Source organism: Ensifer soli (assembly GCF_041928815.1).
Lineage (GTDB): Bacteria > Pseudomonadota > Alphaproteobacteria > Rhizobiales > Rhizobiaceae > JBHFEI01.
Window position 1 is genome coordinate 1 of the sequence record NZ_JBHFEI010000028.1, and the last position, 24,975, is coordinate 24,975.

At 67.3% G+C, this 24,975-nt stretch carries 18 protein-coding genes; 5 read left to right on the forward strand and 13 right to left on the reverse strand.

Annotation, left to right across the window (positions count from 1 at the left end; all coding sequences use genetic code 11):
• Positions 1-251: 251 nt before the first annotated feature.
• Positions 252-1,043, forward strand: a complete 792-nt coding sequence (locus tag ACEVQ6_RS22475; RefSeq protein ID WP_374891283.1) for a TIM barrel protein — start codon at positions 252-254, stop codon at positions 1,041-1,043.
• Positions 1,044-1,969: 926 nt separating this feature from the next.
• On the opposite strand, the gene ACEVQ6_RS22480 is transcribed toward ACEVQ6_RS22475, so the two are convergent.
• The 12 genes from ACEVQ6_RS22480 to groEL all read right to left on the reverse strand — a co-directional run bounded on the left by ACEVQ6_RS22480 (position 1,970) and on the right by groEL (position 17,122).
• On the reverse strand, positions 1,970-2,872 hold the full coding sequence (locus ACEVQ6_RS22480; protein WP_374891284.1) for a DMT family transporter: 903 nt from the start codon (positions 2,870-2,872) through the stop codon (positions 1,970-1,972).
• A 632-nt stretch (positions 2,873-3,504) separates the two neighbouring features.
• Complete coding sequence (locus tag ACEVQ6_RS22485; protein ID WP_374891285.1) at positions 3,505-4,389, reverse strand: NAD(P)-dependent oxidoreductase; 885 nt, start codon at positions 4,387-4,389, stop codon at positions 3,505-3,507.
• 63 nt (positions 4,390-4,452) lie between these two features.
• Complete coding sequence (locus ACEVQ6_RS22490; RefSeq protein WP_374891286.1) at positions 4,453-6,165, reverse strand: hydantoinase B/oxoprolinase family protein; 1,713 nt, start codon at positions 6,163-6,165, stop codon at positions 4,453-4,455.
• 12 nt (positions 6,166-6,177) lie between these two features.
• Positions 6,178-8,199, reverse strand: a complete 2,022-nt coding sequence (locus ACEVQ6_RS22495; protein ID WP_374891287.1) for a hydantoinase/oxoprolinase family protein — start codon at positions 8,197-8,199, stop codon at positions 6,178-6,180.
• Positions 8,200-8,284: 85 nt separating this feature from the next.
• Positions 8,285-8,470 carry a hypothetical protein gene (locus ACEVQ6_RS22500; protein ID WP_374891288.1) on the reverse strand — a complete coding sequence of 62 codons (186 nt, stop codon included), beginning with the start codon at positions 8,468-8,470 and terminating at the stop codon, positions 8,285-8,287.
• 203 nt (positions 8,471-8,673) lie between these two features.
• Positions 8,674-9,366: a GntR family transcriptional regulator gene (locus tag ACEVQ6_RS22505; protein WP_374891289.1), complete on the reverse strand. Its 693-nt coding sequence runs from the start codon at positions 9,364-9,366 to the stop codon at positions 8,674-8,676.
• A 59-nt stretch (positions 9,367-9,425) separates the two neighbouring features.
• Positions 9,426-10,850, reverse strand: coding sequence for an aminotransferase (locus ACEVQ6_RS22510; RefSeq protein WP_374891290.1), 1,425 nt, complete (start codon positions 10,848-10,850; stop codon positions 9,426-9,428).
• Positions 10,851-10,935: 85 nt separating this feature from the next.
• A complete protein-coding gene (locus tag ACEVQ6_RS22515) occupies positions 10,936-11,793 on the reverse strand; it encodes an ABC transporter permease (protein ID WP_374891291.1) in 858 nt (285 codons plus the stop codon).
• 18 nt (positions 11,794-11,811) lie between these two features.
• Entirely contained in the window at positions 11,812-12,744 is a 933-nt protein-coding gene (locus ACEVQ6_RS22520) for an ABC transporter permease (protein ID WP_374891292.1), read from the reverse strand.
• Positions 12,745-12,902: 158 nt separating this feature from the next.
• Complete coding sequence (locus ACEVQ6_RS22525; protein ID WP_374891293.1) at positions 12,903-14,108, reverse strand: twin-arginine translocation signal domain-containing protein; 1,206 nt, start codon at positions 14,106-14,108, stop codon at positions 12,903-12,905.
• A 64-nt stretch (positions 14,109-14,172) separates the two neighbouring features.
• Positions 14,173-15,297, reverse strand: a complete 1,125-nt coding sequence (locus ACEVQ6_RS22530) for an ABC transporter ATP-binding protein (RefSeq protein WP_374891294.1) — start codon at positions 15,295-15,297, stop codon at positions 14,173-14,175.
• 259 nt (positions 15,298-15,556) lie between these two features.
• Positions 15,557-17,122, reverse strand: coding sequence for a chaperonin GroEL (gene groEL, locus ACEVQ6_RS22535; protein ID WP_374891295.1), 1,566 nt, complete (start codon positions 17,120-17,122; stop codon positions 15,557-15,559).
• A gap of 158 nt (positions 17,123-17,280) precedes the next feature.
• Here groEL and ACEVQ6_RS22540 point away from each other — a divergent pair, with 158 nt between their 5' ends.
• From ACEVQ6_RS22540 to ACEVQ6_RS22555, 4 genes are all read left to right on the forward strand, one after another.
• Positions 17,281-19,338 (forward strand): hydantoinase/oxoprolinase family protein, encoded by a 2,058-nt coding sequence (locus ACEVQ6_RS22540; protein ID WP_374891296.1) that lies wholly within the window; start codon positions 17,281-17,283, stop codon positions 19,336-19,338.
• A 13-nt stretch (positions 19,339-19,351) separates the two neighbouring features.
• Positions 19,352-21,157 carry a hydantoinase B/oxoprolinase family protein gene (locus ACEVQ6_RS22545; protein ID WP_374891297.1) on the forward strand — a complete coding sequence of 602 codons (1,806 nt, stop codon included), beginning with the start codon at positions 19,352-19,354 and terminating at the stop codon, positions 21,155-21,157.
• A gap of 12 nt (positions 21,158-21,169) precedes the next feature.
• The gene (locus ACEVQ6_RS22550; RefSeq protein WP_374891298.1) at positions 21,170-22,960 is read left to right on the forward strand and encodes a hydantoinase B/oxoprolinase family protein; all 1,791 of its coding nucleotides are present in this window, start codon (positions 21,170-21,172) and stop codon (positions 22,958-22,960) included.
• Positions 22,961-23,046: 86 nt separating this feature from the next.
• The gene (locus tag ACEVQ6_RS22555; protein WP_374891299.1) at positions 23,047-23,958 is read left to right on the forward strand and encodes an aminotransferase class IV; all 912 of its coding nucleotides are present in this window, start codon (positions 23,047-23,049) and stop codon (positions 23,956-23,958) included.
• 50 nt (positions 23,959-24,008) lie between these two features.
• Here the strand turns inward: ACEVQ6_RS22555 and ACEVQ6_RS22560 are convergent, their stop codons facing one another.
• On the reverse strand, positions 24,009-24,830 hold the full coding sequence (locus ACEVQ6_RS22560) for a DeoR/GlpR family DNA-binding transcription regulator (RefSeq protein WP_374891300.1): 822 nt from the start codon (positions 24,828-24,830) through the stop codon (positions 24,009-24,011).
• Positions 24,831-24,975: the final 145 nt, after the last annotated feature.

Consider the following 24,975-nt stretch of genomic DNA (forward strand, 5'->3'; position numbering starts at 1 on the left):
TCCCCTACCTCGAACAACCAAACCTCTCCGCTAAACTCATCAAGCAGAACATCCTGTCCGCAGGCGCTTGAACGGCGTTTCCGAAAAGAGGGCCACGCATCCGAAAGGGTGCGTGGCCTTTTTCGTTGTGCGAGGAGCAAGTGGTATCGGAATATTTGTTCCATAAATTCAGGAAATGAAATAAAATCTGGATTTCCTCGAAGCGTCTGCGTTAGGGTGAGGGCGGGATGCTTCGGGGGAGGAACGGCGGCATGACGACATCAGCCACACCATTTACGCTTGCCGCTTCGGCGGAAATGCTGTTCCGTTCGCTTCCGATGATCGAGCGCGTGCGGCGCATCGCCGGCCTCGGCTTCGAGGTCGAGATCTGGGACTGGACGCGGCACGACATCGATGCGCTGGCGAAAAGCGGTGCCCGTTTTTCCTCGATGACCGGCTATATCGGCGGCACGCTTGCCGACGATGCCGGCGCCGAGGAACTGCTTGCGACCGCCCGCCGGTCGATCCCGGTGGCAAAGGCCCTCGATTGCCCGCGGCTGAACCTGCACGGCACCGGGCTCGACGGCCGCGGCCTGCCGGTGGTGCCGGCGGATAGAGTGACCGGCGCGATGTGGCTGAAGGCGCGCGACACGCTGTCGCGCATCGCCGATCTCGGCGAGGAGGCCGGCGTCACCTTCGTTCTCGAAAACCTGAACGAGGCCGTCGACCACCCGAAGACGCCCTTTGCCAGGGCCGCCGACACGCTGGCGCTGGTCGCGGCGGTCGACCGGCCGTCGCTGAAACTCAACCTCGACCTCTATCATGCGCAGATCGGCGAGGGGAACCTGATCGCGCTCTGCCGCGCGGCCCTGCCCCATATCGGCGAGATCCAGGTGGCGGACGTGCCGGGCCGGATGGAGCCCGGCACCGGCGAGATCCACTATCCGGCGATCGCGCGGGCGCTGGCGGCCATGGGCTATCGCGGCACGATCGGCCTCGAGGCCTTCGCGTCTGGCGACGACGTCCTCGCCCTCGACCGCTTCCGCGCCGCCTTCACGGTCTGAGCCATCGCCGACCTTGTCGCCGCTCCCGCCTCAGGCGCGTCCGCCGGTCGTGAGGCCTGCGGGTGGATCGGCCTGCCGGGCGAAGAAGGGTGGCGGTTCCTGAGGCACGGGGCGATAATTTCCCCAGATTCCTTGTGTGCGCAGCGGACGCCATGGTCGGCGCGGAAGGTGCCGGCGGGGACCGGCAGACGCAAGCATCGGGTCTCCTCACCGCCCCATCCATGAACGGAAACGCGACGATCCCTGGTCGAGGCTGGACGTGCCGGCATAGGCCGCCCGATGAGATGCGGCGCCTCCTTCGGCATCGACGTCGGATCGATGCCGCCGTAACCACCCTTCCCTTGAGCCGCTGCGCGGCAATCGAGAGCCGATTTCCCGACGCATTCGTTTCCGGGAGCATACCCGTGTGGAAAACCGCCGTTCATGGGTCAGTCCCGTCGCATCTTTCAGACGCATCGGCAGGCCGGCATCCGTCGGAACGGGAGACGCTCGCTTCGGCGACGTCGACCGGCAATGCCATCGGTATCGCACGACGGCCGCATGGCGCGTTCGCGAAGATGACATCCGCTGTTTCCGCGCCAGCGTCGAGCTGCCTTCGCATCATCATCAGATATTTGATAATGGAAGATTATCGATGTTCTTACTAATTCTCCATTTTGTGCATTTTTTGATGACTGATGTATCATAAGCGCACGAGCGCGAGGTCCTTCCGAATGGAAAATGCGACGCCGGAAAGGGCCTGGCGCGGAGGCGGCAAGGATGCTCATCCCCCGCGCGCAAGGGTATGGGCGGCCTATCATTCTGATGTTGCGATAAAAATGGATATGCCCCCTGCCGGGCCGCTGCGACGGACGGCGGCGCCTAAGGCGCTGTCGTCGCATGGTGCCGACCCTCTGGCTCCGGCAGGGGCGGCGAGGGACGCGCCGTCACGCCTTCGGGGCGATGACCGCCTTCTGCCGCGACACGCGTTCGCGCCAGATGGTGAAAAGGCCGGCGGCGACGACGAGGGCGGAGCCGGCGGCGACGTTGAGGTGGAGCGTCTCGCCGAAGAGGACGATGCCGATCGCCGTCGCCAGCACGAGCTGCATGTAGCTGATCGGCTGCACCAGCACGGCGTCGAGATGCTCGTAGGCGCGGATGAAGCAGTAATGGCTCGACAGGCTGGTGAGGCACACCATCGCCAGCCAGAACAGGCCCTCGCCGTCCATCGGCGTCCAGTAGAAGGGGCCGATCAGCGACAGGCTCGCCGCGCCGACGACGCCGATATAGAGAAAACTCGTCATCGGCGCATCCTCGCGGCCGGCAAGCCGCGTCAGGATGGCATAGAGGCCGAGCAGCAGCGCGGCGATGACCGGCACGACGAGATCGCTTTCGAGGAAATCCGCGCCCGGCTCGAGGATGACCAGCACGCCGACGAATCCGGCGGCGATCGCGAGCCACCGGCGCCAGCCGACATGCTCACCGAGCACCGGCACCGAGAGCATCGCCACCAGGAGCGGCGTCACCGCCATGATCGCCTGGGTCTGCACCAGGCCGGCGGTGGAAAAGGCGGTGATGGCGCAGACGACCTGCAGCGCCAGCACCAGCCCGCGCAGCACCTGCAGCCAGGGACGGCGCGCGCGCGCCGCCTTTGTGAGGCCGCCGCCGAAGCGCGCCGCCATGGCGATGGTGAACAGCGCGAAGATCCAGTAGCGCACCATGGCGATGAAGACCGGCGGATAGAGCGCGCCGAGATGTTTCGAGATCGCGTCCTGGCAGGCGAAGATCGCGAAGGTGAGGATGGCGAAGACGTAGCCGGCGGTCTGGGATCTCTGGGGGGCGGATGTCATGGCAGTTCCGGAAGGTGGGGAGGGGCACCTGCGCCTTCGTCCTTCATCAAGGACGCGACGGCAGGGCTCGGATGGTCCCTCGCCCTGAGGCGCGGGTTTTGCCGAAGCGTGCCGTCCTCCCGGCGGAGCGCTTCGGCGGCGGCTGTCCCGCAGGGCGTCGAGGCGCCCGCGTGCAGGCGGCGCGTTCCTTGCCTTGCGGGTCTGGCGCCTCGCGGGTCCTTCGTCCGATCGGTCGCGCGCCGAACGGATGGACGACGGCAGGCGCGGACATGTCCGGCAGGCCGCCCGGCATCGCCGCGGCGGCGAGGCGATCAGACGGACCGCGCCGTCTTCTCGGTCACCGGGAGGCGCGGCGGGACCCGGGCCGGCTTTCCGGCGCGGCGGGCGTTCACGGTGCCCGACGAGACCGCACGCAGCCGGCCTGCCGGCCATGTCCGCTTCCGGCGTTTTCTCCGATCCTCGCCGATGTCTCCACGCCGACTGCGGTTGCCTCCTCCCGAGACGACGACACTCCGTGATCCGGGAGGTTTGCGGAGAGCCTTCGCGCATTCCGGGCCCGTTCTCTGGTCAGGATCCTGCGTGACACGAACGAATGGCGCCCGTCGGTGAACGCCGTGTCCGCCGGCATGGCGCTATCCGGCATTCGCCTCGGCGACGATGTCGGCAAGGCGCGGCACATAGGCGTCGCCATGGCCGAGGCCGCAGGCAAGGCCGTAGCTGTTGCGCACCGCCGTGCCGACCGGATTGGCGACGCCGATCGCATTGCCGAGGCTCGCCAGGTAGGTCACGTCCTTCAGCGCGTTGGAGATGGTGAATTTGTGGGCGTCGGGATTGCGCTCGACGAACCAGCCGGCGAAGCTGCGGTAGAAGTCGCAGTCCATCCGCCCGCCGCGGATGACGCTGTCGAAGGTCTTGCCGTCGATGCCGGTCTTCGCCCCGATCATCAGCGCCTCGGAATAGAGCGCGGCATAGCCGAGCGAGAGGAAATTGTTCAGGAGCTTCATCGTGTGGCCGGAGCCGGTCGGGCCGGTGTGGATCACGCGGCGCGAGAAGGCGGCAAGGATCGGCTCGGCGCGGGCGAAGGTTTCGTCATCGCCGCCGGCCATCACGTCGAGCGTGCCGGCCTCCGCTTCCGCCGGCGTGCGGCCGAGCGGCGCGTCGATCAGCGTGATGCCCTCCGGTGCGAGCTTTTCGGCGAGCTTCAGCGTCACCGATGGGTCGGAGGTCGAGCAGTCGATGACGAGGAGCGGCCGGCCGGCCGCGCGCAAGCCCTCCGGCCCGTCCAGGATGGCCTCGACCTGAACCGAGCCGGTGACGCAGAGCATGACGACGTCGACCGCCCCGGCCATCTCCCTCGGTGTCTTCGCCTCCTTTGCCCCGAGGGAGAGGAGGTTTTCGACGGGCGCGCGGTTGCGATGGCCCATCACGGTCAGTTCCCAGCCCTTGGCGAGGATGTTCTTCGCCATGCCGTGCCCCATCAGCCCGACGCCGATGAAGCCGATCTTTTCCTTGGTCATTGGTGATGTTCCTTGAAGGCGGGCGCGGGGCCGGGCTGCGGCTCCGCTTTCGGAAGGATGCGGCTACTCGGCCGCCTGAAGCGCGTCTTTATCGAGGCCGTAGACGCTCGCCGCCTGTTCCGGCGTGATCCAGCGGTCCTTGAGATCCTCGACGACACGGTCGCGGTCCCGCGCCGACGCCTCGCCCCAGCCGCCGCCGGCGGGCGAGGTGATGCGGATGCGGTCGCCCGGCCGGATCGGCACGTTGCCGAACTTGCTCGGCGAGGCCTTGCCGAAGAGGTCGGTGACGGTGCGCCATTCCTCGGTGCCGTCGAGCTTCATGAACAGTTCGGCCTTGCCGCCGTCCTCGCCGCCATGGATGCCCCAGGGGGCGAGCTTCTGCCGGTCGCTCATGTAGGAGAAGGTGAGTTCGGTGTCGGTGCACAGAAGCGTCTTCGTCAGCGACAGGCCGCCGCGATACTGACCCGGCCCGCCGGAGCCGTCGACGAGGCGGAACTCCTCGACATGCCAGGGGAAGCGGTATTCGAAGACCTCGACCTGGATATGCGGGCAGTTGCCGTTGATGCCGCCGACCGCGTCGTTGCCGTCGGCGAAGCTGCGCCCGCCCCAGCCGACCGGGGTCAGGTCGTAGCAGCAGAAGAATTCGCCCGTCGCCTTGTCGACGCCGCCGAAGAGGAAGTTGGAATGGGTCGCGCCGTCGGTGGCGGCCGAGCGGGACTTGAGCGGCCCGGAGAGCGCCCCCATCACCGTGTTGGCGATGCGGCAATGGCTTTCCGTGTTGCCGCCGACGGAGGGGCCGGGATAGTCGACATTGACGACGGAGCCGGGGGGCGCCAAGACCTTGATCGGACGGAAGCAGCCGGAATTCTTCGGGATGTCGGCGCTGGTCAGCTGCAGGACGGCGTTGTAGGCCGCGCCCCAGGCGACGCCGAGCGTGGCGTTGATCGGGCCCTTCGCTTGGGGGGACGAGCCGTGGTAGTCGACGACGAGGCTGTCGCCGTCGACGGTCACCTCGACGGCGATCCTGTAGGGCTTGTCCTCGATGCCGTCGTCTTCCATGTAGTCGTGGAAGGTGTAGCGACCATCCGGGATTTCGGCGATTTCCGCGCGCATGCGGCGCTCGGAATAGTCCATCAGCCCGTCCATGTGCTGGCGGAAGCTCTCCACGCCATGCTTGCGCACGAGATCGGCCATGCGCCGCTCGCCGAGATCGACGGCGGCGATCATGGCGCGGAAGTCGCCGTAATTGTAGCGCGGCGTGCGGACATTGGCGAGCAGCAGCCGCCAGACGTCGTCGACATCCTTGCCGGCGCGCTTGATCTTCACCGGCGGCACACGCAGGCCCTCGTGGAACACTTCGGTCGCCTCGCCGGCAAAGCCCGCCGGCACCATGCCGCCGACCTCGCAGATATGGCCGATGGCGACGGAGAAGCCGATCAGCGCGCCGTCGACGAAGACCGGCTTGAAGAAGGTGTGCTCCGGCGTGTGCAGGCCGCCGCGATAGGGGTCGTTGTGCAGGATGATGTCGCCTTCCTGAAGGTCGGCGACGTCGATCTCCTGCACGCAGTTGGAGATGATCAGCGGCAGGCCGCCGATCATCGTCGGGCAATAGTCGCCGGTGGCGATCAGGTCGCCGTCCGGCATGGCGAGCCCGCAGGTGAAGTCGAGCGATTCCGAAAAGATGGTGGAATAGGACGTGCGCATCAGCGTCACGCCCATGTCGCGGCAGATCGACACGAGGATGCCGCTGACGATGTTGAGCGATACCATGTCCATGGTCTGTCTCCCTCAGAGGGTTGCGACGAGAAGGTTGCCGTAGCGATCGACGTCGAGCGTCTTGCCCGGGTCGAGCACGGTGACGGAGGCGCTTTCCTCGACGAGCGCCGGGCCTTCGATCGATTGGCCGGCTTTCAAAAGAGCGCGGTCATAGACCGGCGTGTCGCGCCAGCCGCCGGCGAAATAGACCGGGCGGACCGAGGCAGGTTTTGGTGCCGCATCGGAAGCGGGGATTTCCGGCAGCGAGACCTCGCCGGTGCGGGCGATGCCGGTGACGAGGAAGTTGATCAGCTCGACATGGTCTTCCAGGCGAAAACCGAAGCGGGCCTCGTGCTGGGCGTGAAACGCCTCGAAGATGGCGGCGACATGGGCCTCGTCGAAATCGCCGGGCGGGATCGGGATTTCAAGCTCGTAATTCTGCCCGAGATAGCGCATCTCGACGCTGCGAAAAATTTCCGCCTGGTCGTGGCCCTGCTTCGACAGGTCGGCGAGGCATTCCGCCGTCAATGTCTCCATTGATGTGCGCGCGCGGCCCCGGTCGAAGATGCGGGAATTGAGCTGCACGGTGCGGTAGCGGTCGACGCGGCTGTCGGCCATGGTGAAGCCGAAGGCGGAGAACTGGCCGGGGAAATTCGGCACCAGCCCGCGCGGGATCGAGGCGTCGCTCATCAGGTCGCTGACATGCAGGGGACCGGCGCCGCCGAAGGCGACGAGGACGAAGTCGCGCGGATCGAGGCCCTGTTCGGTGAGCACCGTGTAGAGCGCGCCGACCATGGTGTTGTTGGCAATCCGCAGGATGGCGAGCGCCGCCTCCTCGACGGTGATCGACAGCGCCTCGGCGATCGGCGCGATCGCCGCGCGCGCGGCCTCTGCGTCGAGGCTCATCTCGCCGCCGAGGAAGTTCTCCGCGCTGATCCGGCCGATGACGACATTGGCGTCGGTGACGGTCGGAAGCGTGCCGCCGCGGCCGTAGCAGGCGGGGCCGGGCCGGGCGCCGGCACTTTCCGGGCCGACGACCAGCATGCCGCCATTGTCGATGCGGGCGATCGAGCCGCCGCCGGCGCCGATGGTGCGGATGTCGATCATCGGGATCTGGATCGGCCGGCCCCATTCGATCTCGAAATCGGTGGTGAATTTCTCGCGGCCGTCGACGACGGTCGACACGTCGGTCGAGGTGCCGCCCATGTCGAGGGTGACGAGGTTGTCGAGCCCGAGCAGGCGGGCGGTCTGCCTGGCGGCGATGACGCCGCCGGTCGGCCCGGACATGGCGATCTGGATCGGCGCGTCGGCGACCGCGTCGGCGCTCATCTCGCCGCCGTTCGAGCGCATGATGACGAGGCGGGCGTTGATGCCTTCTTCCTCCAGCCGGGTCTGCATCGAGCCGATGCGGGTGCGCACGACGGGCTTGATATAGGCGTCGCAGATCGTGGTCGAGGAGCGGAAATGCTCCTTCCACTTCGGCAGCACCTCGTAGGAAATCGACACCGGCATGTCCGGCAGCACCTCGGCGAAGATCGCCTTGATGCGTTGCTCGTGCGCCGGCGTCAGATAGGAGTGCATCAGCATCACGGCGACCGCCTCGATGCCGCCGCTCTCGCCGATCGCCTCGGCGATGTCGCGCACCTCCTCGTCGTCGAGCGGCAGCAGCACGTTGCCGAAGGCGTCGACGCGCTCGGCGACCTCGTAGGCGTCGCGCCGGAGCAGGAAGGGCTTCGGCTTCACCCAGGCAAGGTCGAAATGGTGCTTGCGATTGCCGCGGGCGATGAAGGGCACGTCGCGAAAGCCCTTGGTCGTCACATAGGCGACGCGGGCGCCCTTGCCTTCGAGCAGCGCGTTGGTCGCGACCGTGGTGCCGAGGCGGATGCTGCCGATCGCCTCGACGTCGCCGAAGGCGCGAAGCCCGGTGATCACCCCTTCGACGGGGTCTGCCGGGGTGGAGAGGTTCTTCCAGGCCTTGAGGGCGGCCCCCGTTTCGTCATAGGCGACGAAGTCGGTGAAGGTGCCGCCGATGTCTATGCCGAGGCGGTATTGCATCGGGAATGCCTTTCGAAAATGGCCTGCGTCGCGCAGGCGTGATCGGTCGGGGACGGCCGTCGCGGTCGCGCCGGCCCTTGCGGTTTCACTCCGACGCGGCGCCGGCCTTGCGCGCGGCGCGCGCCTCGGCCCAGTCGGCGCACCAGCGGCCGCAGAAGGTCTTGCCGTCGCGGCGGACCGTCTCGGCCATCTTCGCCTCGTAGATCAGCGCGCCGCAGTTCCTGCATTTGGTGTAGCTCTCGATGTAGAGCCTGTTCGTCCCGAACTTCATCTGTCCGCCCTTTCGTCCGTCATGGGCGGCCGGAGACCCCGTCCGCCTCTCCCTGTTTCGTCCGTCCCGGCCTCGGCGCTCTCCCGCATCGGCCGGACATGGTCTTCAGCCTGTCCCCGTCCTCCTCGACCAGACGGACCTTCCGCGCTCCTGTCGTCGTCCGTCTTTTGCGGACAAGAGGATCCGCTCGTCCCCGGCAGACCCTAGATCCAGCCCTTGCGGCTGTAGAGATAGCGCTGGAATGACCTCAGGTCCGAGCAGCGCAGGTGGCGCGCGGCGGCACTGTCGCCGGCCTCGATCGCCATGACCAGCTCGTCCTGGATGTGCAGCGTGAAATTCAGGAACTCCGGATCGTGCGGCAGGTCGACGGCGAGCGCCGAGGCGATGAACGGCGCGTAGCGCAGCCGGAGACGCATCACCATGTCGATCAGCACCGGCGATTTCGAGCCGTGGATCAGCGCGATGTTCCATGCCCGGATCGCCTGCATCGTCGCCGTCGTGTCGCGCTTCGGATAGTGGATGCGCATGATGTTGGTGTGCTCGTAGAGCCCGCGCGCCTCCTCCGGCGCCTTGCGGGCGGCGAACTGCGCCGCCGCCTCGCCCTCGAGCAGCATGCGGATCGCCCATACCTCGTCGGCCTCCTCGCGGGCGAGCTGCGGCACGCGCACCGAGCGGCCGGGGATCACCTCCAGCGCGGAATCGGCGACGAGCTTGCTGACCGCCTCGCGCACCGGCTGCATGCTGGTGTTGAGCTGGGTGGCGATCTTGCGCAGGCTGATGCGCGTGTCCGCCAGCCAGACGCCCTCGACGATCCAGGTCTCCAGTTCGCGGTAGACGTGGTGCGCGAGCGTCGAGGCCGAGAACCCCGGTCGATCGACGATGCTGTCTTCCATCATGCCTTTCCCTCGCAATAGTGCCGGCCCGTTCTCGGCCGGCCATATCACGGATGCTCACCTCATGCGGCGGCCTTTTGTGCAAGAACCGGCGTCAGGTCGTCCAGGGTGCGGCCGAAGATGTCGATCGCCTCGTCGCAATCGGCCTTCGTGATCGACAGCGCCGGCGAGAAGGAGACGACCTCGATGAAGGGCAGGGCCCGGATCATCAGCCCGTTTTCCTGCGCCTTCGCCGCGACGATGCGGTGTACCGCGTCGGCGGCGTCGAAGGGCCTGCGCGTTTCCCGGTCGGCGGAGAACTCGACGCCGATCATCAGGCCGCGCCCGCGCACCTCGCCGACATGGGGATGGTCCTTGAGGCGCTCCTTCAGTCCTGCGAGGAGGTAGGCGCCGGTGTCGGCGGCATTTTCCACCAGCCCTTCCGTCTCGATGATGTCGAGATTGGCCATGGCGATCGCCGCGCCCACCGGATGGCCGGAATAGGTGAAGCCGTGCATCACCGGCCCGTAGTCCGGCGAGGCCTTCTCGAACACGTCCCACATGCGCTGCGAGATCACCGAGGCCGACATCGGGAAATAGGCGCTGGTCAGGCCCTTGGCCAGCGTGACGAGATCGGGTTTCAGACGGTAGAGGCCGGTGCCGAACCAGGCGCCGGTGCGGCCGAAGCCGGTGATCACCTCGTCGGCGATCATCAGGATGTCATGCTTGTCGAGGATCGCCTGCACCCGCTCGAAATAGCCGGCCGGCGGGATCAGCACGCCGCCCGTGCCCATGATCGGCTCGGCGATGAAGGCGCCGATCGTGTCGGCCCCCTCGCGGGCGATGATGCCTTCGAGATCGGCGATCATCCTGTTGCAGAAGGCCTCTTCCGTCTCGCCCTCGGCGGCGAAACGGTAATAATGCGGGCATTCGGCATAGACGACGCTGTCGGAAGGCAGGCTCCAGGCCTTGTGGTAGGAGGGGATGCCGGTCAACTGGGCGGCGGCGACGGTCAGCCCGTGATAGCCGCCGATCCGCGAGATGATCTTCTTCTTTTCCGGCGTGCCGCGCAGATTGGCGTAATAGCGCACCAGCTTGAAATTGGTGTCGTTGGCGTCCGATCCGGACGTGCCGTAGAAGATGCGGGACAGATGGCGCGCATCGGCATTCTCGTGCAGGAGGCCGAGCACGCGGTCGGAAAGCCGGATGGTCGCCTCGTTCGAGGACGAGCCGAAGAGGTGCCAGTAGTTGAGGTCGAGGATCGCCTTCTTCGCGGCGTCCGCGATCTCGGGGCGGCCGTAGCCGGCATTGACGCACCAGAGGCCCCCCGAGCAGTCGAGCATGCTGCGGCCCTTCGCATCGGTGAGCCGGACGCCGGAGGCGCCGCCCATGATCGTCGGGCCGGTCTTCATGTGCTGGGCGATCGAGGTCAGCGGATGCAGGATCGTGTTGCGGTCCATGTCCTCGAGCGAATAATTGGCGTCCGGCGGTGTTTCCAGGTCGAGCATCGTCTTTGTCTTTCGTCGCGAAGGGTCGGGGAGGGGACCCCGGCGCGGGCCGCGCCGGGGCTGTCGAAAGGGGCGGGCCGGCGCGTCAGCTCTTGTCGAGCTTGACGAAGAGCACCCAGAAGAAGGCGCCCATGACCGGCAGGGTGACGGCGAGCAGGATCGTCGTCAGCGAGAAGATGATCGGCACCTGTGACTGCTGCGAGGCGGCCATCGCCCAGTTGTAGATCGGCAGCGTCGTCTCGATGCCGCGCACGAAGAGCGAGCGCGGCAGCTCGTTGAAGGAGAGAAGGAAGCCGAAGATGCCGGCGCCGAAGATGCCGGGTCTCAGGATCGGCATCTCGATGTCCCAGAAGCGCTGCCAGGGCGAGGCGCCGAGGTCCTCCGCCGCGTCGAGCAGGCGGAGATCGAAGCGGCTGGCGACGACGAGCACGAGCAGGATGCAGAAGGGCAGGGCCCAGACGAGCTGGGCGAGGAAGATCGACCAGAGGCCGAGCGTCAGGCCGAGCATGGTCCTGAGGAAGATGAACAGCGCCGCCCCCATCGTCAGGCCGGGGACGAAGAGCGGCAGCAGGGTCAGCAGCAGCGGCCCGCCGGGCCGGGCCATCCGCGTCAGCGCGCGGCCGACGAGGGTGGCGATCATCATGCAGACGAGCGCGACGCCGAGGCTCATGGCGATGCTGGTCCAAAGCGGCATGCGCCAGCGGGCGTCGCCCATCAGCAGCGCGTAGTTGCCGAGCGTCAGCGGATAGGGGATGCCGGAAAGCGGGTTTGCGGTGAACGACATCACCGCGAGCCAGACCAGCGGGATGTAGATCATCACGATGGCGAAGAGGCCGGCGGCCTTGGCAAGCGTCGTCCAGTGCGGCGACTGGCCGAGCGTGCGGATGCTCGCGGTGCGGCGGGCGGCGGGTTCGCTGTAGGTGTCCATGGCGGCGGTCGACATTGCGCTCCTTCCTTCCGTTCAGCGCCGCATCGCGACGAACATCGATGCGAGATCCGCCCGCCGCCGCGTCACGGCGATCAGCACGGCGAGGCAGACGCCGAGCAGCGCGACGACCAGCGTCGAAAGGGCGGCGGCGGTCGGGTATTTCAGCTGCTGCAGCGCCGAGTCGACGGAATTGCCGAGCAGGTCGACGAAGCCGCCGCCGAGAAGCTGCGGCTCGACGAAGGCCGCCATCAGCGGCACGAGGGTGAAGACGATGCCGGCGATGATGCCGGGCAGCGCCAGCGGCACGACGATGCCGAAGAGCGTCTGGGCCGGGCTCGCGCCGAGGTCGCTGGACGCCTGCAGGTAATCGTCGTCGATCAGCGCGATCGACATGAAGATCGGGAAGACCATCGTCGGGAAATGGGTGCCGAGCAGGCCGAAATGCACGGCGAATTCCGAATAGAGCAGCCATTCGAGCGGCTGGTCGATCAGGCCGGTGGAGATCAGCGCCGTGTTGATCGCGCCGTTGGTGCCGAGGATAGAGCGCCAGACGATGATGCGCGAGGCGGCGTCGAGGAAGAAGGGGATGGTGAGCAGGGTGATCACCGCCGCCTTCACCGTCTTCGACCGGCAGCCCTTGGCGAGCCAGAGGGCGAAGGGAAAGGCGAGCAGGAGCTCGATGACCGTCATGGTCAGCGCGATGCGCAGCGTCCGGACGGCGGCAAGCCAGCGGCCGGACTCGACGATCGAGATCCAGGTGGCGAGCGTCGGTTCGTAGACGACGCGGAAGGAGCGCACCTGCAGGAAACTGAACAGCACGATGACGGCGAGCGGCAGGATGACGATCAGCGCCCAGGCGAGCAGGAAGGCGGGGACGGCGACCTTCGACGGCGCCATCCGGTAAAACAGCCGGCGGATCGGCCCGCTCAGCACCGGCGCGACGCCGGGATCGGTCAGGACGGTCATCGGTATGGCTCTCCCTTTCATGCGTGGAACCGGGGGATGCGGCGGGCGGGCCGCCGCATCGGCTTCTCGGGGGCGCGCATCGGCATCACGGCGCGCCCCGGGGCCCCTTCGTAAGGCGCGCGGCCGTGGCCGTCATGGCCGTGGCCGCGCCCGCCGCCTCAGGCGTTGAGGAAGCGCTGCCACTCCTCTTCCATGACGGCGGCGTTGTCGGGCACGACCTTGCAGTAGAAGGGCTTCTGGAACTTGCGCTTCACCTTCTCCTCGGTCCATTTCAGGTTGTCGATGTCCTCCTTGGACCAGCCGTTGTCGATGGCATACTGCACGCCGAGGTCCATGTTCGGTCCGGCATAGCCGCGTTCCTTGGCCTGGTAGGCGCGGTATTCGCCGCTGAGGAAGTAGTTCAGCACCTTGTAGATGTTGTCGACATTGCCGCGGTCCATGGCGGCGGCCGCGACATTGGCGCCGTGGCCCCAGAGGTAGTAGCCCTCGACGGTGAAGGCGTAGATGACCGAGTTGGGGCCGAGCGCGTTGTTGGCTTCCTTCGTCGCCGGCTCCCAGCAGTTGATCATGTCGACTTCCTTGTTCGACAGGAGCTGGACCTGCTCCTCGAACGCGGTGAAGATCGTGCGGAACTGGCCGGCCTTCTTGCGCTCGACCAGATAGTCGGCGACGGCCTTGGCGGCCTCCGGCGGCAGGTCGGCCGGGTCGTCGACGGTGATGCGGCCGTGATGCTTGAGGAAGTTGGCGGTTTCGGAGAAGGATTGCAGCCAGCTCCGGTCGATCGCCACCTTGCCCTTGACGCTCTCGCCCTCGAAGAAGGTCGTCCACGGGATCTCGTCCATGCCGTTCGGGTTGGCGTCGATCGCGGCGGGGAAATAGCCGAAGGCGTCGCCATTGCCGATGACCGGAACGCCGTACTGCTTGTCGCCGGCGCGCAGGTAGGCGGCGCGCTTCCAGCTGTCGTCGGTGCGGGCCCAGTTGGTGAGCTCCGGATGGTCCTCGACGATCTCGGCATAGTAGCCTTCCGGCCCGAGAAGGTCCTCCGAGCCGCCGTCGAAGATGAAGATGTCGTGCGTCGCGCCGAGATTGTTGCTCATCACGTCGCGCATGAAGACGCCGATGTCGGCGTTGGTCGGCGTGTAGTCGATGTCGACGCCGATCGTCTTGGTCATGATCGACCAGTCCTTCAGCTGCGACGTGGTGACGCCGTAGCCCTTGACGGCCTCGCCGGCGGCCCATGCCTGCTGCGTCAGCCCCGGCATCACCGAGGCGGCCGCGCCCACGGCGGCCATCGACATCACCGTCCCCATGAAATCGCGGCGCGACATGTTGACGTTCGGCGTATCGGTCTTTCCAGAAGTCATTCTTGTCTCCTTCCCCTCGGGGGATGCTGAACGGGAATAGCGGTGGCCCGAGGCGCGGGTCGCCTCAGATCTTCATCACGATGCAGTCGTCCTTCTTCCAGCGGACGCAGGACGGGTTCCGGGCAGCCGAGGCCGCATCCCAGATGCGGGCCTTCAGCGTGCCAAGCTCGGTCTTGACGGTTCTGTCGAGATATTTGCCCTTGTAGATCGCCTCCCCGGGCGAGCAGCCAAGCGTGTTGAATTCGGCGGAGGGCGCGGGCGTCTCGTCGCTGAGGTGCAGCCATTCGGCGCGCATGCCGACGGCGACCGCGCTGCCCGGCTTCGGCGCGCCGCGACCGGTCCAGCGTCCCTCGACGGCATGGCCGCCGACGCGGACCGTCGCGCGTCCCTCAGAGGCCGAGACGAGCTCGCCCTCCAGGCAATTGTCGACGCCCATGAACTTCGCGGCGAAGCTCGAGACGGGGCTGTCGAAGATCTCGGTCGGCGGGCCGGACTGCTCGATCCTGCCCTTGCGCATCAGGATGATCCGGTCGCTCATCGTCAGCGCCTCCTCCTGGCTGTGGGTGATGTAGATGAACGTCATGCCGAGCTGGCGGTGCAGGTGCATGAGCTCGACCTGCATGTCGACGCGCAGCTTCTCGTCGAGCGCGCCGAGCGGCTCGTCGAGAAGAAGGATCGCCGGTCGCGGCACCAGCGCGCGGGCGAGCGCCACGCGCTGGCGCTGGCCGCCGGAGAGCTGGTGGACCTTGCGGTCGTACATCTCCTCGAGCTGGACGAGGCGGAGCGCCTCGCGAGCGCGCGCCTCACGCTGCTTCGGCGCGATGCCGCGCACCTTCAGCCCGTATTCGACATTGGCGCCGACCGTCAGGTGCGGGAAGAGCGCGTAGTTCTGGAAGACCGTGGTGCAATTGCGCTGGAAGGCCGGCACCTCGCGCACGTCCGTGCCCTCGAGCTTCAGCGTGCCGACCTTGTAGGGCTTCTCGAGACCGGAGATCAGCCGGAGCAGCGTCGTCTTGCCCGAGCCGCTCTCGCCGAGGATCGTCAGGAACTCGCCGGGGGCGGCGGAGACCGTGACGTTGTCGAGCGCAACGACGCCGTCATAGGCGTGGACGGCGTCGACGATCTCGAGGATGGGGGCGGGACCGCGCGGCGCGGCAACCGGGTCTGCGAGCATCGTGGCATTTTGCACGGCGTGGACCTCCAGAAGGCTTGAACATCGCATTCTGTGATCACAAAGCAATCATCGTGCCAAATGGAAGGAAAGCGGGATTTTGCGGTGCAATATGCGCGATCCGGCCTGATCCACCGGACGAGGATTTCCCGCTCCATGGCGCGCATGGGCAAAAAATCATCGTTTGAACGACATGGGGGACGGAATCGCCGACGAAATGCGCAATTGCCATCAGTCGGTGGCAGGCGACAGATCCCGGTGCCGCCTGCGACGGGCATCATCTGGCGATGGAGGCGTCCACGCCGGCGATGGTCGCGGCGAAGGACAGGGCCGCGTCGAGCGCTCCGGTCAGGATCGATGCCGGCGCGGCAAGGGCGTCGGCTTCGACCATGCGGCGGCCTTCGACGTCAAAGCTCTGGAAAATCTCGCTTTTCTCGATCAGATAGCAGAGCGGCCGTGGTTCCTGTCCGCTATTGGCGAGGATCGCCGCCATCGGCGCGGCGAGCGCGCGCGTAAAGATCGTGTCGAGAACGCGGCCGAAGCCGTCGCCCGGAAGGGCCGCCCGGCCCTCCCGCCCCGCCCGGATCAGCGCCGCGGCGCCGCCGGGGATCACGCCGGCGCCTGCGGCGCGGAGCGCGGCCGCGGCCGAGGTCGCGCGCGCCTGGCGTGTCGCCAGCACGGTCGGCGTCTCGCCGCCAATCCTGAGGCGCGCGACGCCGGCGCGAAAACGGGCGAGCCGCTGCTGGTGCTGCTCGCGGTCGAAAGCGAGATACCGCTCGCGCGCGATCGCCACGCGGATGCCGTCGCAGCGCGCGGCGATCGCGGACGCCTCGCCGCCGCCGCCGATCAGCGCCGTCGACCGGCGGGTCATCGACACGCGCCCGGCCTTTCCGAGCATGGCCGGGCGCAGGCCGTTCAGCGCCGTGCCGGTCAGGCCGCCGACGAGCGTCGCCCCGGTCGCAACCGCCATGTCCTCGAGCAGCAGGGCGCGCCAGGGCCCGGCCCCCGGCGCCTTCATCGGCGCGACCCTCAGGCCGTTCTTCTGCCGGTTGGTCACCAGCGTTGCCATGGCCTGCGGGCCGAAACCGTCGGCGACGATCAGCAGCTCCTTGCCGGACCGGGCGATCATTTCGAGGATGCGCGCCATGTCGGCGAAACTGTCGATCGCACCTTGATGAAGCAAGATCAATGGCTTGTCGAGTGTCGCCGTCTGGCTGACGGCATCGGTGACGAAGTGCGGGGAAAGCCATCCCCCGGCAAACGTCATGCCCTTTTCCACCGTCAGTTCATCGCCGAGGCCATGGCCGGCCTCGATCTCGACCACGCCGTCGACGCCGGCCCGGGCATTCGCCGACTGCACCAGCCGGCCGATCTCGCGGTCGCCGCCGGCGGCGCGGGCAGCGATCCCCTCCGCCTCGTCCTCGCCGCCGATCGGCCGCGTCATCCGCTCCAGCGCGCGGCGCACGGCCTCCCCATGGGCGTCGAGCCCGGCGCGCAGCGCTGCCGGCGAATGGCCGCAGGAAAGGCCGTGGAGCACACCGTGAACGAAGGCGCGGGCGAGAAGGAGTGCCGTCGCTGTGCCGTCGCCTGCCGCCCCATGGACCTCGGCCGCGAGCTGGCGCATGGCCATGCCGCCGGCGCGCAGGCCCGGACTGTCGAACTCGACCTCGCGCGCGATGGCATAGCCGCCCCTGAGCAGCGCCGGAGCCGTGTGGTTGCGCGCCGAAAGCACCGCCCGGCCGCAAGGGCCGATGCCGGTCGCGACGAGATCCGCCACGAGGTCGATGCCCTCGACCAGCGAGGCACGCGCCTCGTTACCGCACTGCACAAAGATTTTTTTCATCGGGCATCCCTTTTCTGCACCCGCCGTTCCCCACGGTCGGAAATTTCACCGCCTGCACATATGGCATGTGGATTGCATCAGGTTTCAAGAGGCAAAACTGTGATCACAATTTTTATCCGGTTTTGCGCCCGTCGAAGCGATGAACAAGGACTGAGCCGATGCGTCTGGCATGTGACACAGGTGGGACTTTCACGGACCTCGTCGTCGAGGATGGCGAGGAGATCCGTCTCTTCAAGGCATCGACCACGCCCGACGATCCGGTGCGCGGCGTGCTCAATGCGTTGACACTGGCTGCCGAACATTTCGGCATGGAGCGCCCCGACTTCCTCTCCAGGGCCGACATGTTCATCCACGGCACGACGCGGGCGATCAACGCGATCCTGACCGGCAACACGGCGCGCACCGCGTTCCTGACCACCGAGGGCCATCCCGACGTGCTGGTCATCCGTGAGGGCGGCCGCATCGAGCCGTTCAACTTCACCGTCGCCTATCCGGAACCCTACGTGCCGCGCCGGCTGACCTTCGAGATCAGGGAACGCGTCGAGGCGGACGGCACGGTGCGCACCGCGCTCGACGAAGAGGCGGCGCTCGCCGTCATCGAGCGGCTGAAGGCGCTGAAGGTGGAGGCGGTCGGCGTCTGCTTCCTCTGGTCGATCGTCAATCCGGCGCACGAGATCCGCATGGGCGAACTCATCGCCGAGCACCTGCCGGGCGTGCCGGTCACCCTGTCCCACGCGCTGAACCCGACCTTGCGCGAATACCGCCGCGCCTCGGCCACCGTCATCGACGCCTCGCTGAAACCGCTGATGTTCGACTATCTCGACAGCCTGACGCGGCGGCTGCGCGAGGCGGGCTTTTCCGGCCGCACGCTGATGGTCACCTCCGGCGGCGGCATCATGGATGCCGAAGCCGTCGCGCGCGCGCCGATCCACTCGATCAATTCCGGCCCGGCCATGGCGCCGATCGCCGGCCGTTTCTACACCGACCGCGACTTCAACCACGCGGAGGCCATCGTCGCCGACACCGGCGGCACCACCTATGACGTCAGCCTGGTGCGCGACGGCCGCATCCCCTGGACGCGCGAGACCTGGATCGGCCAGCGCTTCCGCGGCCACATGACCGGCTTCCCCTCGGTCGACGTCAAGAGCATCGGCGCCGGCGGCGGCTCGATCGCCTGGGTCGATGATGGTGGGCTGCTGCGCGTCGGGCCGCAATCGGCCGGCTCCACCCCCGGCCCGGTCGCCTATGGCAAGGGCGGCACGGAACCGACCGTCACCGACTGCTCGATCATCCTCGGCTATATCGACCCCGACTTCTTCCTCGGCGGCACGATGGTGCTCGATCGCGAGGCGGCGCGCCGGGTGCTGAAGGCGAAGATCGCCGAGCCGCTGGGTCTCAGCATCGAAGAGGCGGCCGCCTCCGTGCTGACGCTGGCGACGGAAAAGATGGTCGGCGCCATCGACGAGATCACCATCAACCAGGGCATCGACCCCTCCAACGCCGTGCTGATCGGCGGTGGCGGTGCTGCCGGCCTCAACGCGGTTGCCGTCGGCCGCCGCTTGGGCTGCGCCGGCGTGCTGATCCCGGAAGCGGGTTCGGTGCTGTCGGCGGCGGGCGCCCTGATGTCGGACGTCTCCTCCGATTACGCGCAGATGCAGTACACGACCAGCCGCCGCTTCGCCTATGACCAGGTCAACGCCGTCCTCGACAGTCTCGACGCGCGCTGCAAGGCCTTCGCCGAAGGGCCCGGCGCCGGTGCCTTGAGCGTCACGACGGAGTTTTCCGTCGAGGCGCGCTACATGCACCAGATCTGGGAGATCGAGGTGCCGATGACGGTGGGCCGCATTCGCGACGAGGCCGATCTCGACGCGTTGAAGGCCGCCTTCCACGAGACGCACAGGACCATCTTCGAGATCACCGATCCGCAGTCCGACATCGAGTTCGTCACCTGGCGGGCCCGCGTCAGCTGCAAGATCCGCGAGGGCGGCACCGGCCGCCTGCCGATGAAGGACGTCGCCGCCAAGGTCGATCGCCGTCCGGTCTATTTCACCTCGACCGGCTGGACCAATGCCGAGGTCGTCCGCTTCGAGACCATGCCCGCCAATGCGCCGGTCAACGGGCCGGCGATCATCGAATCCTCCTTCACCACCGTCGTCGTCGATCCGGGCACGCTCGCCCAGCGCACCGATGGCGGCGGTCTCAAGGTCACGTTCTGAAAGGGCCCGCCTCATGAACATGAACATCCCGCTGCGCCGGACCGATGGCGTCAAGACGGCGATCCTGGCGAGCCGCTTCGAAAGCATCGCCCGCAAGATGCAGAACACCCTGTTCCGCACCGCGCGCTCCGGCATCTTGAACACGGCGCATGATTTCTCCTGCGTCATCCTGACGGCCGATTGCCGGCTGCTCGCCGCCGCCGAAAGCCTGCCCAGCCACACGCTGACCGGGCCGGACATCATGTGCCGATATGTGATGAAGTATCACCCGGACCTGAAGAAGGGCGACTGCTTCCTGCACAACAGCCCCTATGAGGGCAATTCGCACGCGGCCGACCATTGCCTGATCGTGCCCGTCATAGACGACGGCGGCGTGCTGCGCTTCTTCGTTCTCGCCAAGGCCCATCAGGCCGATTGCGGCAATTCGCGTCCCTCGACCTATCTCGGCGACGTCGCCGACGTCTACGAGGAAGGCGCGCTGATCTTCTCGGCGGCCAAGATCCAGTCGGACTACGAGGACAACCAGGACCTGATCCGCATGTGCCGGGCGCGCATCCGCGTCTCCGACCAGTGGTGGGGCGATTATCTGGCGACGCTCGGCGCCGTGAGGATCGGCGAGCGCGAGATCCTCGACCTCGGCAAGACCTTCGGCTGGGGGGAACTGGAGGACTATGCCGAAAGCTGGTTCGACTATTCCGAGCGCAAGATGGCCGATGCCGTCTCGAAACTGCCGTCAGGAAAACGCGTCGTCACCACCGCGCATGACCCGTTCCCGGGTATCCCGGACGGCATTCCGGTCAAGGCCGTGGTCGAGGTCGACAGCGCTGCGGCGATGATCCGCGTCGATCTGACCGACAATCCCGATTGCCAGCCCTGCGGCCTCAACCTGACCGAGGGCACGTCGATGAGTGCGGCGATGGTGGCGATCTTCAACAGCCTGATCGACCATACGGTGCCGGTCAATGCCGGCAGTTTCCGCCGGCTCGACATCCGCATCCGCGACAATTGCTGCGTCGGCATCCCGAAACATCCGGCCTCCTGCTCGGTGGCGACGACCAACCTCGCCGACCGCGTCGCCAATCCGGTGCAGCGCGCGCTCGCCGAAATCGCGCCCGGCTTCGGCATGGCCGAGACCGGGCCGATCATGCCGCCCGGCATGGGCGTCATTTCGGGGAAAGATCCGCGCCACGAGGGCGAGCCCTTCGTCAACCAGATCCATATCGGCGTCACCGGCGGTGCCGGCACGCCGGTCACCGACGGGTTCCTGTCGATCATCCATGTCGGCAATGCCGGCATGTGCCATCTCGATTGCATCGAGGTGGACGAGCTGCACCATCCCGTCTTCGTCGCCACGCGCCGGCTGATCCCCGACACGGAAGGGGCGGGCACGTTTCGCGGCGCGCCGTCGATGCTCGCCGAATTCGGCCCGGTCGCGGGCTGCGACATGAAGGTGCTCTACACCGCCGACGGCACGATCACGCCGGCGCTTGGCGCGCGCGGCGGCACCGAGGGTGCACGCACGCGGGCGTTGAAGCGCGAGTTGGACGGCAGCCTCACGGAACTTCCTGCCTGCCACGGTGCGGCGCTGGTTCCCGGCGAGACGGTCGTCTCCTATTCCTCGGGCGGCGGCGGCTATGGCTCGCCGCTCGAACGCGCGCCGGAGCGGGTGCTGCACGACCTGAAGGAAGGCTGGATCAGTGCCGCGCGCGCAGCCGATGTCTATGGCCTTGTCACCACCGGACGTGCTGCGGACGACACGCTTGCCGTCGATCCCGAGGCGACGGTCGCCCGCCGCGCGGCGCTGTCCGCCAGCCAGTAGAGGAGAGTTTCGATGTCGATCATCTCGAAGACCGTCGAGGCGCCGGCCAAGGGCGTGCGCATGGCGATCCTCTCCAACCGCATGGAGGGCATCGCCCGCAAGATGCAGAACACGCTGTTCCGCACCGCGCGCTCCGGCGTCCTCAACACGGCGCATGACTTCTCCTGCGTCATCCTGACCGCCGATTGCGAGCTGCTCGCCTCGGCCGAAAGCCTGCCGATCCACACGCTGATCGGCCCGGACATCATGTGCGACTATGTGAAAAAGTATCACCCGGTGCTGAAGGCCGGCGACTGCTTCCTGCACAACAGCCCCTATGAGGGGGATTCGCATGCCGCCGACCATTGCCTGATCGTTCCCGTCGTCGACGAGGAGGGCATCACCCGCTTCTTCGTGCTGGCGAAGGCCCATCAGGCCGATTGCGGCAACTCCAAGCCGACGACCTATATGGGCGACGCATCGGACGTCTACGAGGAAGGGGCGCTGATCTTTTCGGCGGCAAAAATCCAGTCGAACTACGAGGACAACCAGGATCTGATCCGCATGTGCCGGGCGCGCATCCGCGTCTCCGACCAGTGGTGGGGCGATTATCTGGCCACGCTCGGCGCCGTGCGCATCGGCGAGCGCGAACTCCTCGCGCTCGGCAGGGAGGTCGGCTGGGACGCGCTGAAGGACTATGCCGAAGGCTGGTTCGCCTATTCGGAGGACAAGATGGCGCAGGCGATCGCGCGTCTCCCCTCCGGCAAGGTCACCGTCCATTCCGCCCATGATCCGTTCCCCGGTGTGCCGGACGGCATTCCGGTCAACGTGACGCTGGAGATCGATGCGGCGGCGGGGCGGATCACCGTCGACCTCACCGACAATATCGACTGCCAGCCTTCCGGCCTCAACCTCTCGGAAGGCTGCGCCCGCACCTCGGCGATGATCGGCATCTATAACGGCCTGCTCGACCATTCCGTGCCGCCGAATGCGGGCAGCTTCCGCCGCGTCGAGGTGAAACTCCGGGAAAACTGCGTCGTCGGCATCCCGCGCCACCCGGCCTCCTGCTCGGTGGCGACGACCAACCTCGCCGACCGCGTCTCCTCGCCGGTGCAGCGGGCGATGGCCGAGATCGCCGGCGGCTTCGGCATGGCCGAGGTCGGCTCGATCATGCCGCCGGCCATGGGCGTCATCTCAGGGAAAGATCCGAAGACCGGCGAGGCCTTCGTCAACCAGATCTTCCTCGGCGTCTCCGGCGGCGCCGGCACGCCGATCAGCGACGGGTATCTGACGATGATCCACACCGGCAATGCCGGCCTCTGCCGGCAGGACAGCGTCGAGGTCGACGAACTGCATCACCCGCTGTTCGTCACCTCACGCGCCTTGGTCACCGACACGGAAGGGGCGGGGCGCCATCGCGGCGCGCCGTCGATCCGCTCGGAATTCGGCCCGGTCGAGGGCTGCACCATGAAGGTGATCTACACCGCCGACGGCACGATCAACCCGGCGCTCGGTGCCGCCGGTGGCGGCGCGGGCGGACTTTCGGATGCCTTCAAGCGCGGGCGCGACGGCAGCCTGACGCGGCTTCCCGGCTGCTACGGCCTCGATCTCGCCCCCGGGGAAAGCGTCATTTCGGTCTCGGCCGGCGGCGGCGGCTATGGCGATCCGAAGACGCGCAAGGTGGACGACGTCTTCCGCGATCTCGCCGAGGGCTGGATCAGCCTGGAGCGCGCCCGCGACGTCTATGGCCTTGCCGTCACCGGTTCGGCCGGGGACGGCACGCTTTCGATCGACGCGGAGGCGACGGCGAAGCTTCGCGCCTGACCCGACCGGCCACGGCACGGACGACGCGCGCGGCGGATCGCCGGAACCGCCGCGGGCTCCCGTGCGACGACCCTCTGGAGGAAACCATGGAACAAGACCGCTTTGCCGCCGGCGCCGCCTATGTCGACGGCCGCTATGTGCCGATCGCCGAGGCGAGCGTCCACGTCACCGATTTCGGCTATCGCCGCTCCGACGTCACCTATGACGTCGTCGGCGTCACCGACGGCAATTTCTTCCGCCTCGACGACCATCTCCGCCGCTTCCGCAATTCGATGGAGGCGCTGCGGCTGAAACCGGCGGAGAGCGACGAGGAGATCCGGACGATCCTTCATCGCCTCGTCGCCATGACGGGGCTGCGCGCCGCCTATGTGGCGATGGACTGCCTGCGCGGGCGCCCGATCCCCGGCCTGCCGCGCCATCCGCTCAACGCCCGCAACAGTCTGATCGCCTATGCCGTGCCCTGGGTGTCGATCGCAACGGAGGAGCATTTCGCCCGCGGCATCCATCTCATCATCGCGAAAACGCTGCGCATCCCGCCCGAATCCTTCGATCCCCGCGTGAAGAATTTTCACTGGGGCGACCTGACCGCCGGCCTGTTCGAGGCCCATGATCGGGGCGCGGACTATGCCGTGCTGCTCGACGGCGACGGCAACGTCACCGAAGGACCGGGCTTCAACGTCTTCTCGATCACGGACGGTGTCGTGTCGACCCCGGCGCGCGGCGGGCTCGACGGCATCACGCGGCAATCCGTGTTCGAACTCTGCGCGGAACTGGGGCTGCCCTGCGAGATCCGCGACGTGCCGGCCGACGAACTGCGCGAGGCCGACGAGATCTTCACCTGCACCACGGCCGGCGGCATCATGCCGGTGTCGCGCATCGACGGACGCATCATGGGCAACGACCGGCCGGGGCCCATCTCGACCCGGCTGAAGGATCGGTTCTGGTCGCGCCGCGCCGAGGGCTGGCACGCCACGCCGGTCGATTACGCCCTTGCCTGAGGCGGCGGCGGTCGCCTTCGGGACGTGCAGGCAGGGAGGCTGGCGCGCGGCTACGGACCTGTCGCGGCCGGCTGGGTCGGCACGACGGTGACGGTGCGGCCGGCGGCGCGCAGGCCGGCGATCACCTCGGCTCCGATGCCGTCGTCGGTGATCACCTCGGCCATGTCGGAGAGCGTGCCGAAGGTGGCGAAGGCCGGCGCCTGGAACTTCGTGCTGTCGACGAGCAGGATCGAGCGTCGCGCCGAGCGGATCATCCTGCGCTTGATCGCCGCGACCTCGATGCTCGCATCGGTCAGCAGGCCGTTGGTGACGGCATAGGTGCCGACGAAGCAGACATCGGCATGGATCGTTTCGAAAAAGGATTCGCCCGGTTCGCCGAGAAGCGTGCTCGTTCCGGACTTGAGCGTCCCGCCCACGACGATGGCGCGCCACTGCGGCACCTCGGAGCAGACGGCGGCGATGTCGACGTCGTTGGTGACGACGGTCAGGGAAATGTTGCGCAGCACAGTCGCCTTCACCGCCTGCCGAACGGTCGAGCTCGAATCGAAGATGACGCTCTCGCCGCCCTTCAGCCGGCGCGCCGCCTCGCGGCCGATGGCGAGCTTCTGGGCATGCTGCATGTGGGCGTTCAGCGACGGCTCACGTTCGAAGGTCGCCGTCATCGGCGGCACCAGCAGCGCGCCGCCATGGGTGCGTTCCAGGTTGCCGGTCTCGGTCAGGTTCTCGAGGTCGCGCCGGACCGTCGACGGCGAGCCGCCGACGACCTCGGCGAGTTCCTGGATGGACGCCGTTCCGTTGACCTTCAGATATTCGAGGATCATCGCCCGGCGCTTGGCCGGGATGATCTCGACACGCTTCGGCGGATTGTCCATCGGTTCCTTCGCGTCGGCGCTCCCTGCCGGGCCCCGTTCCGCAGGCGCCGGTCTTTTAGCACTCTCTACGCTACCAGATCGTATATCCGCAATCCACCGTGACGACGGAGCCCGTCATGGCGCTTGCGGCGTCGGAGGCGAGGAA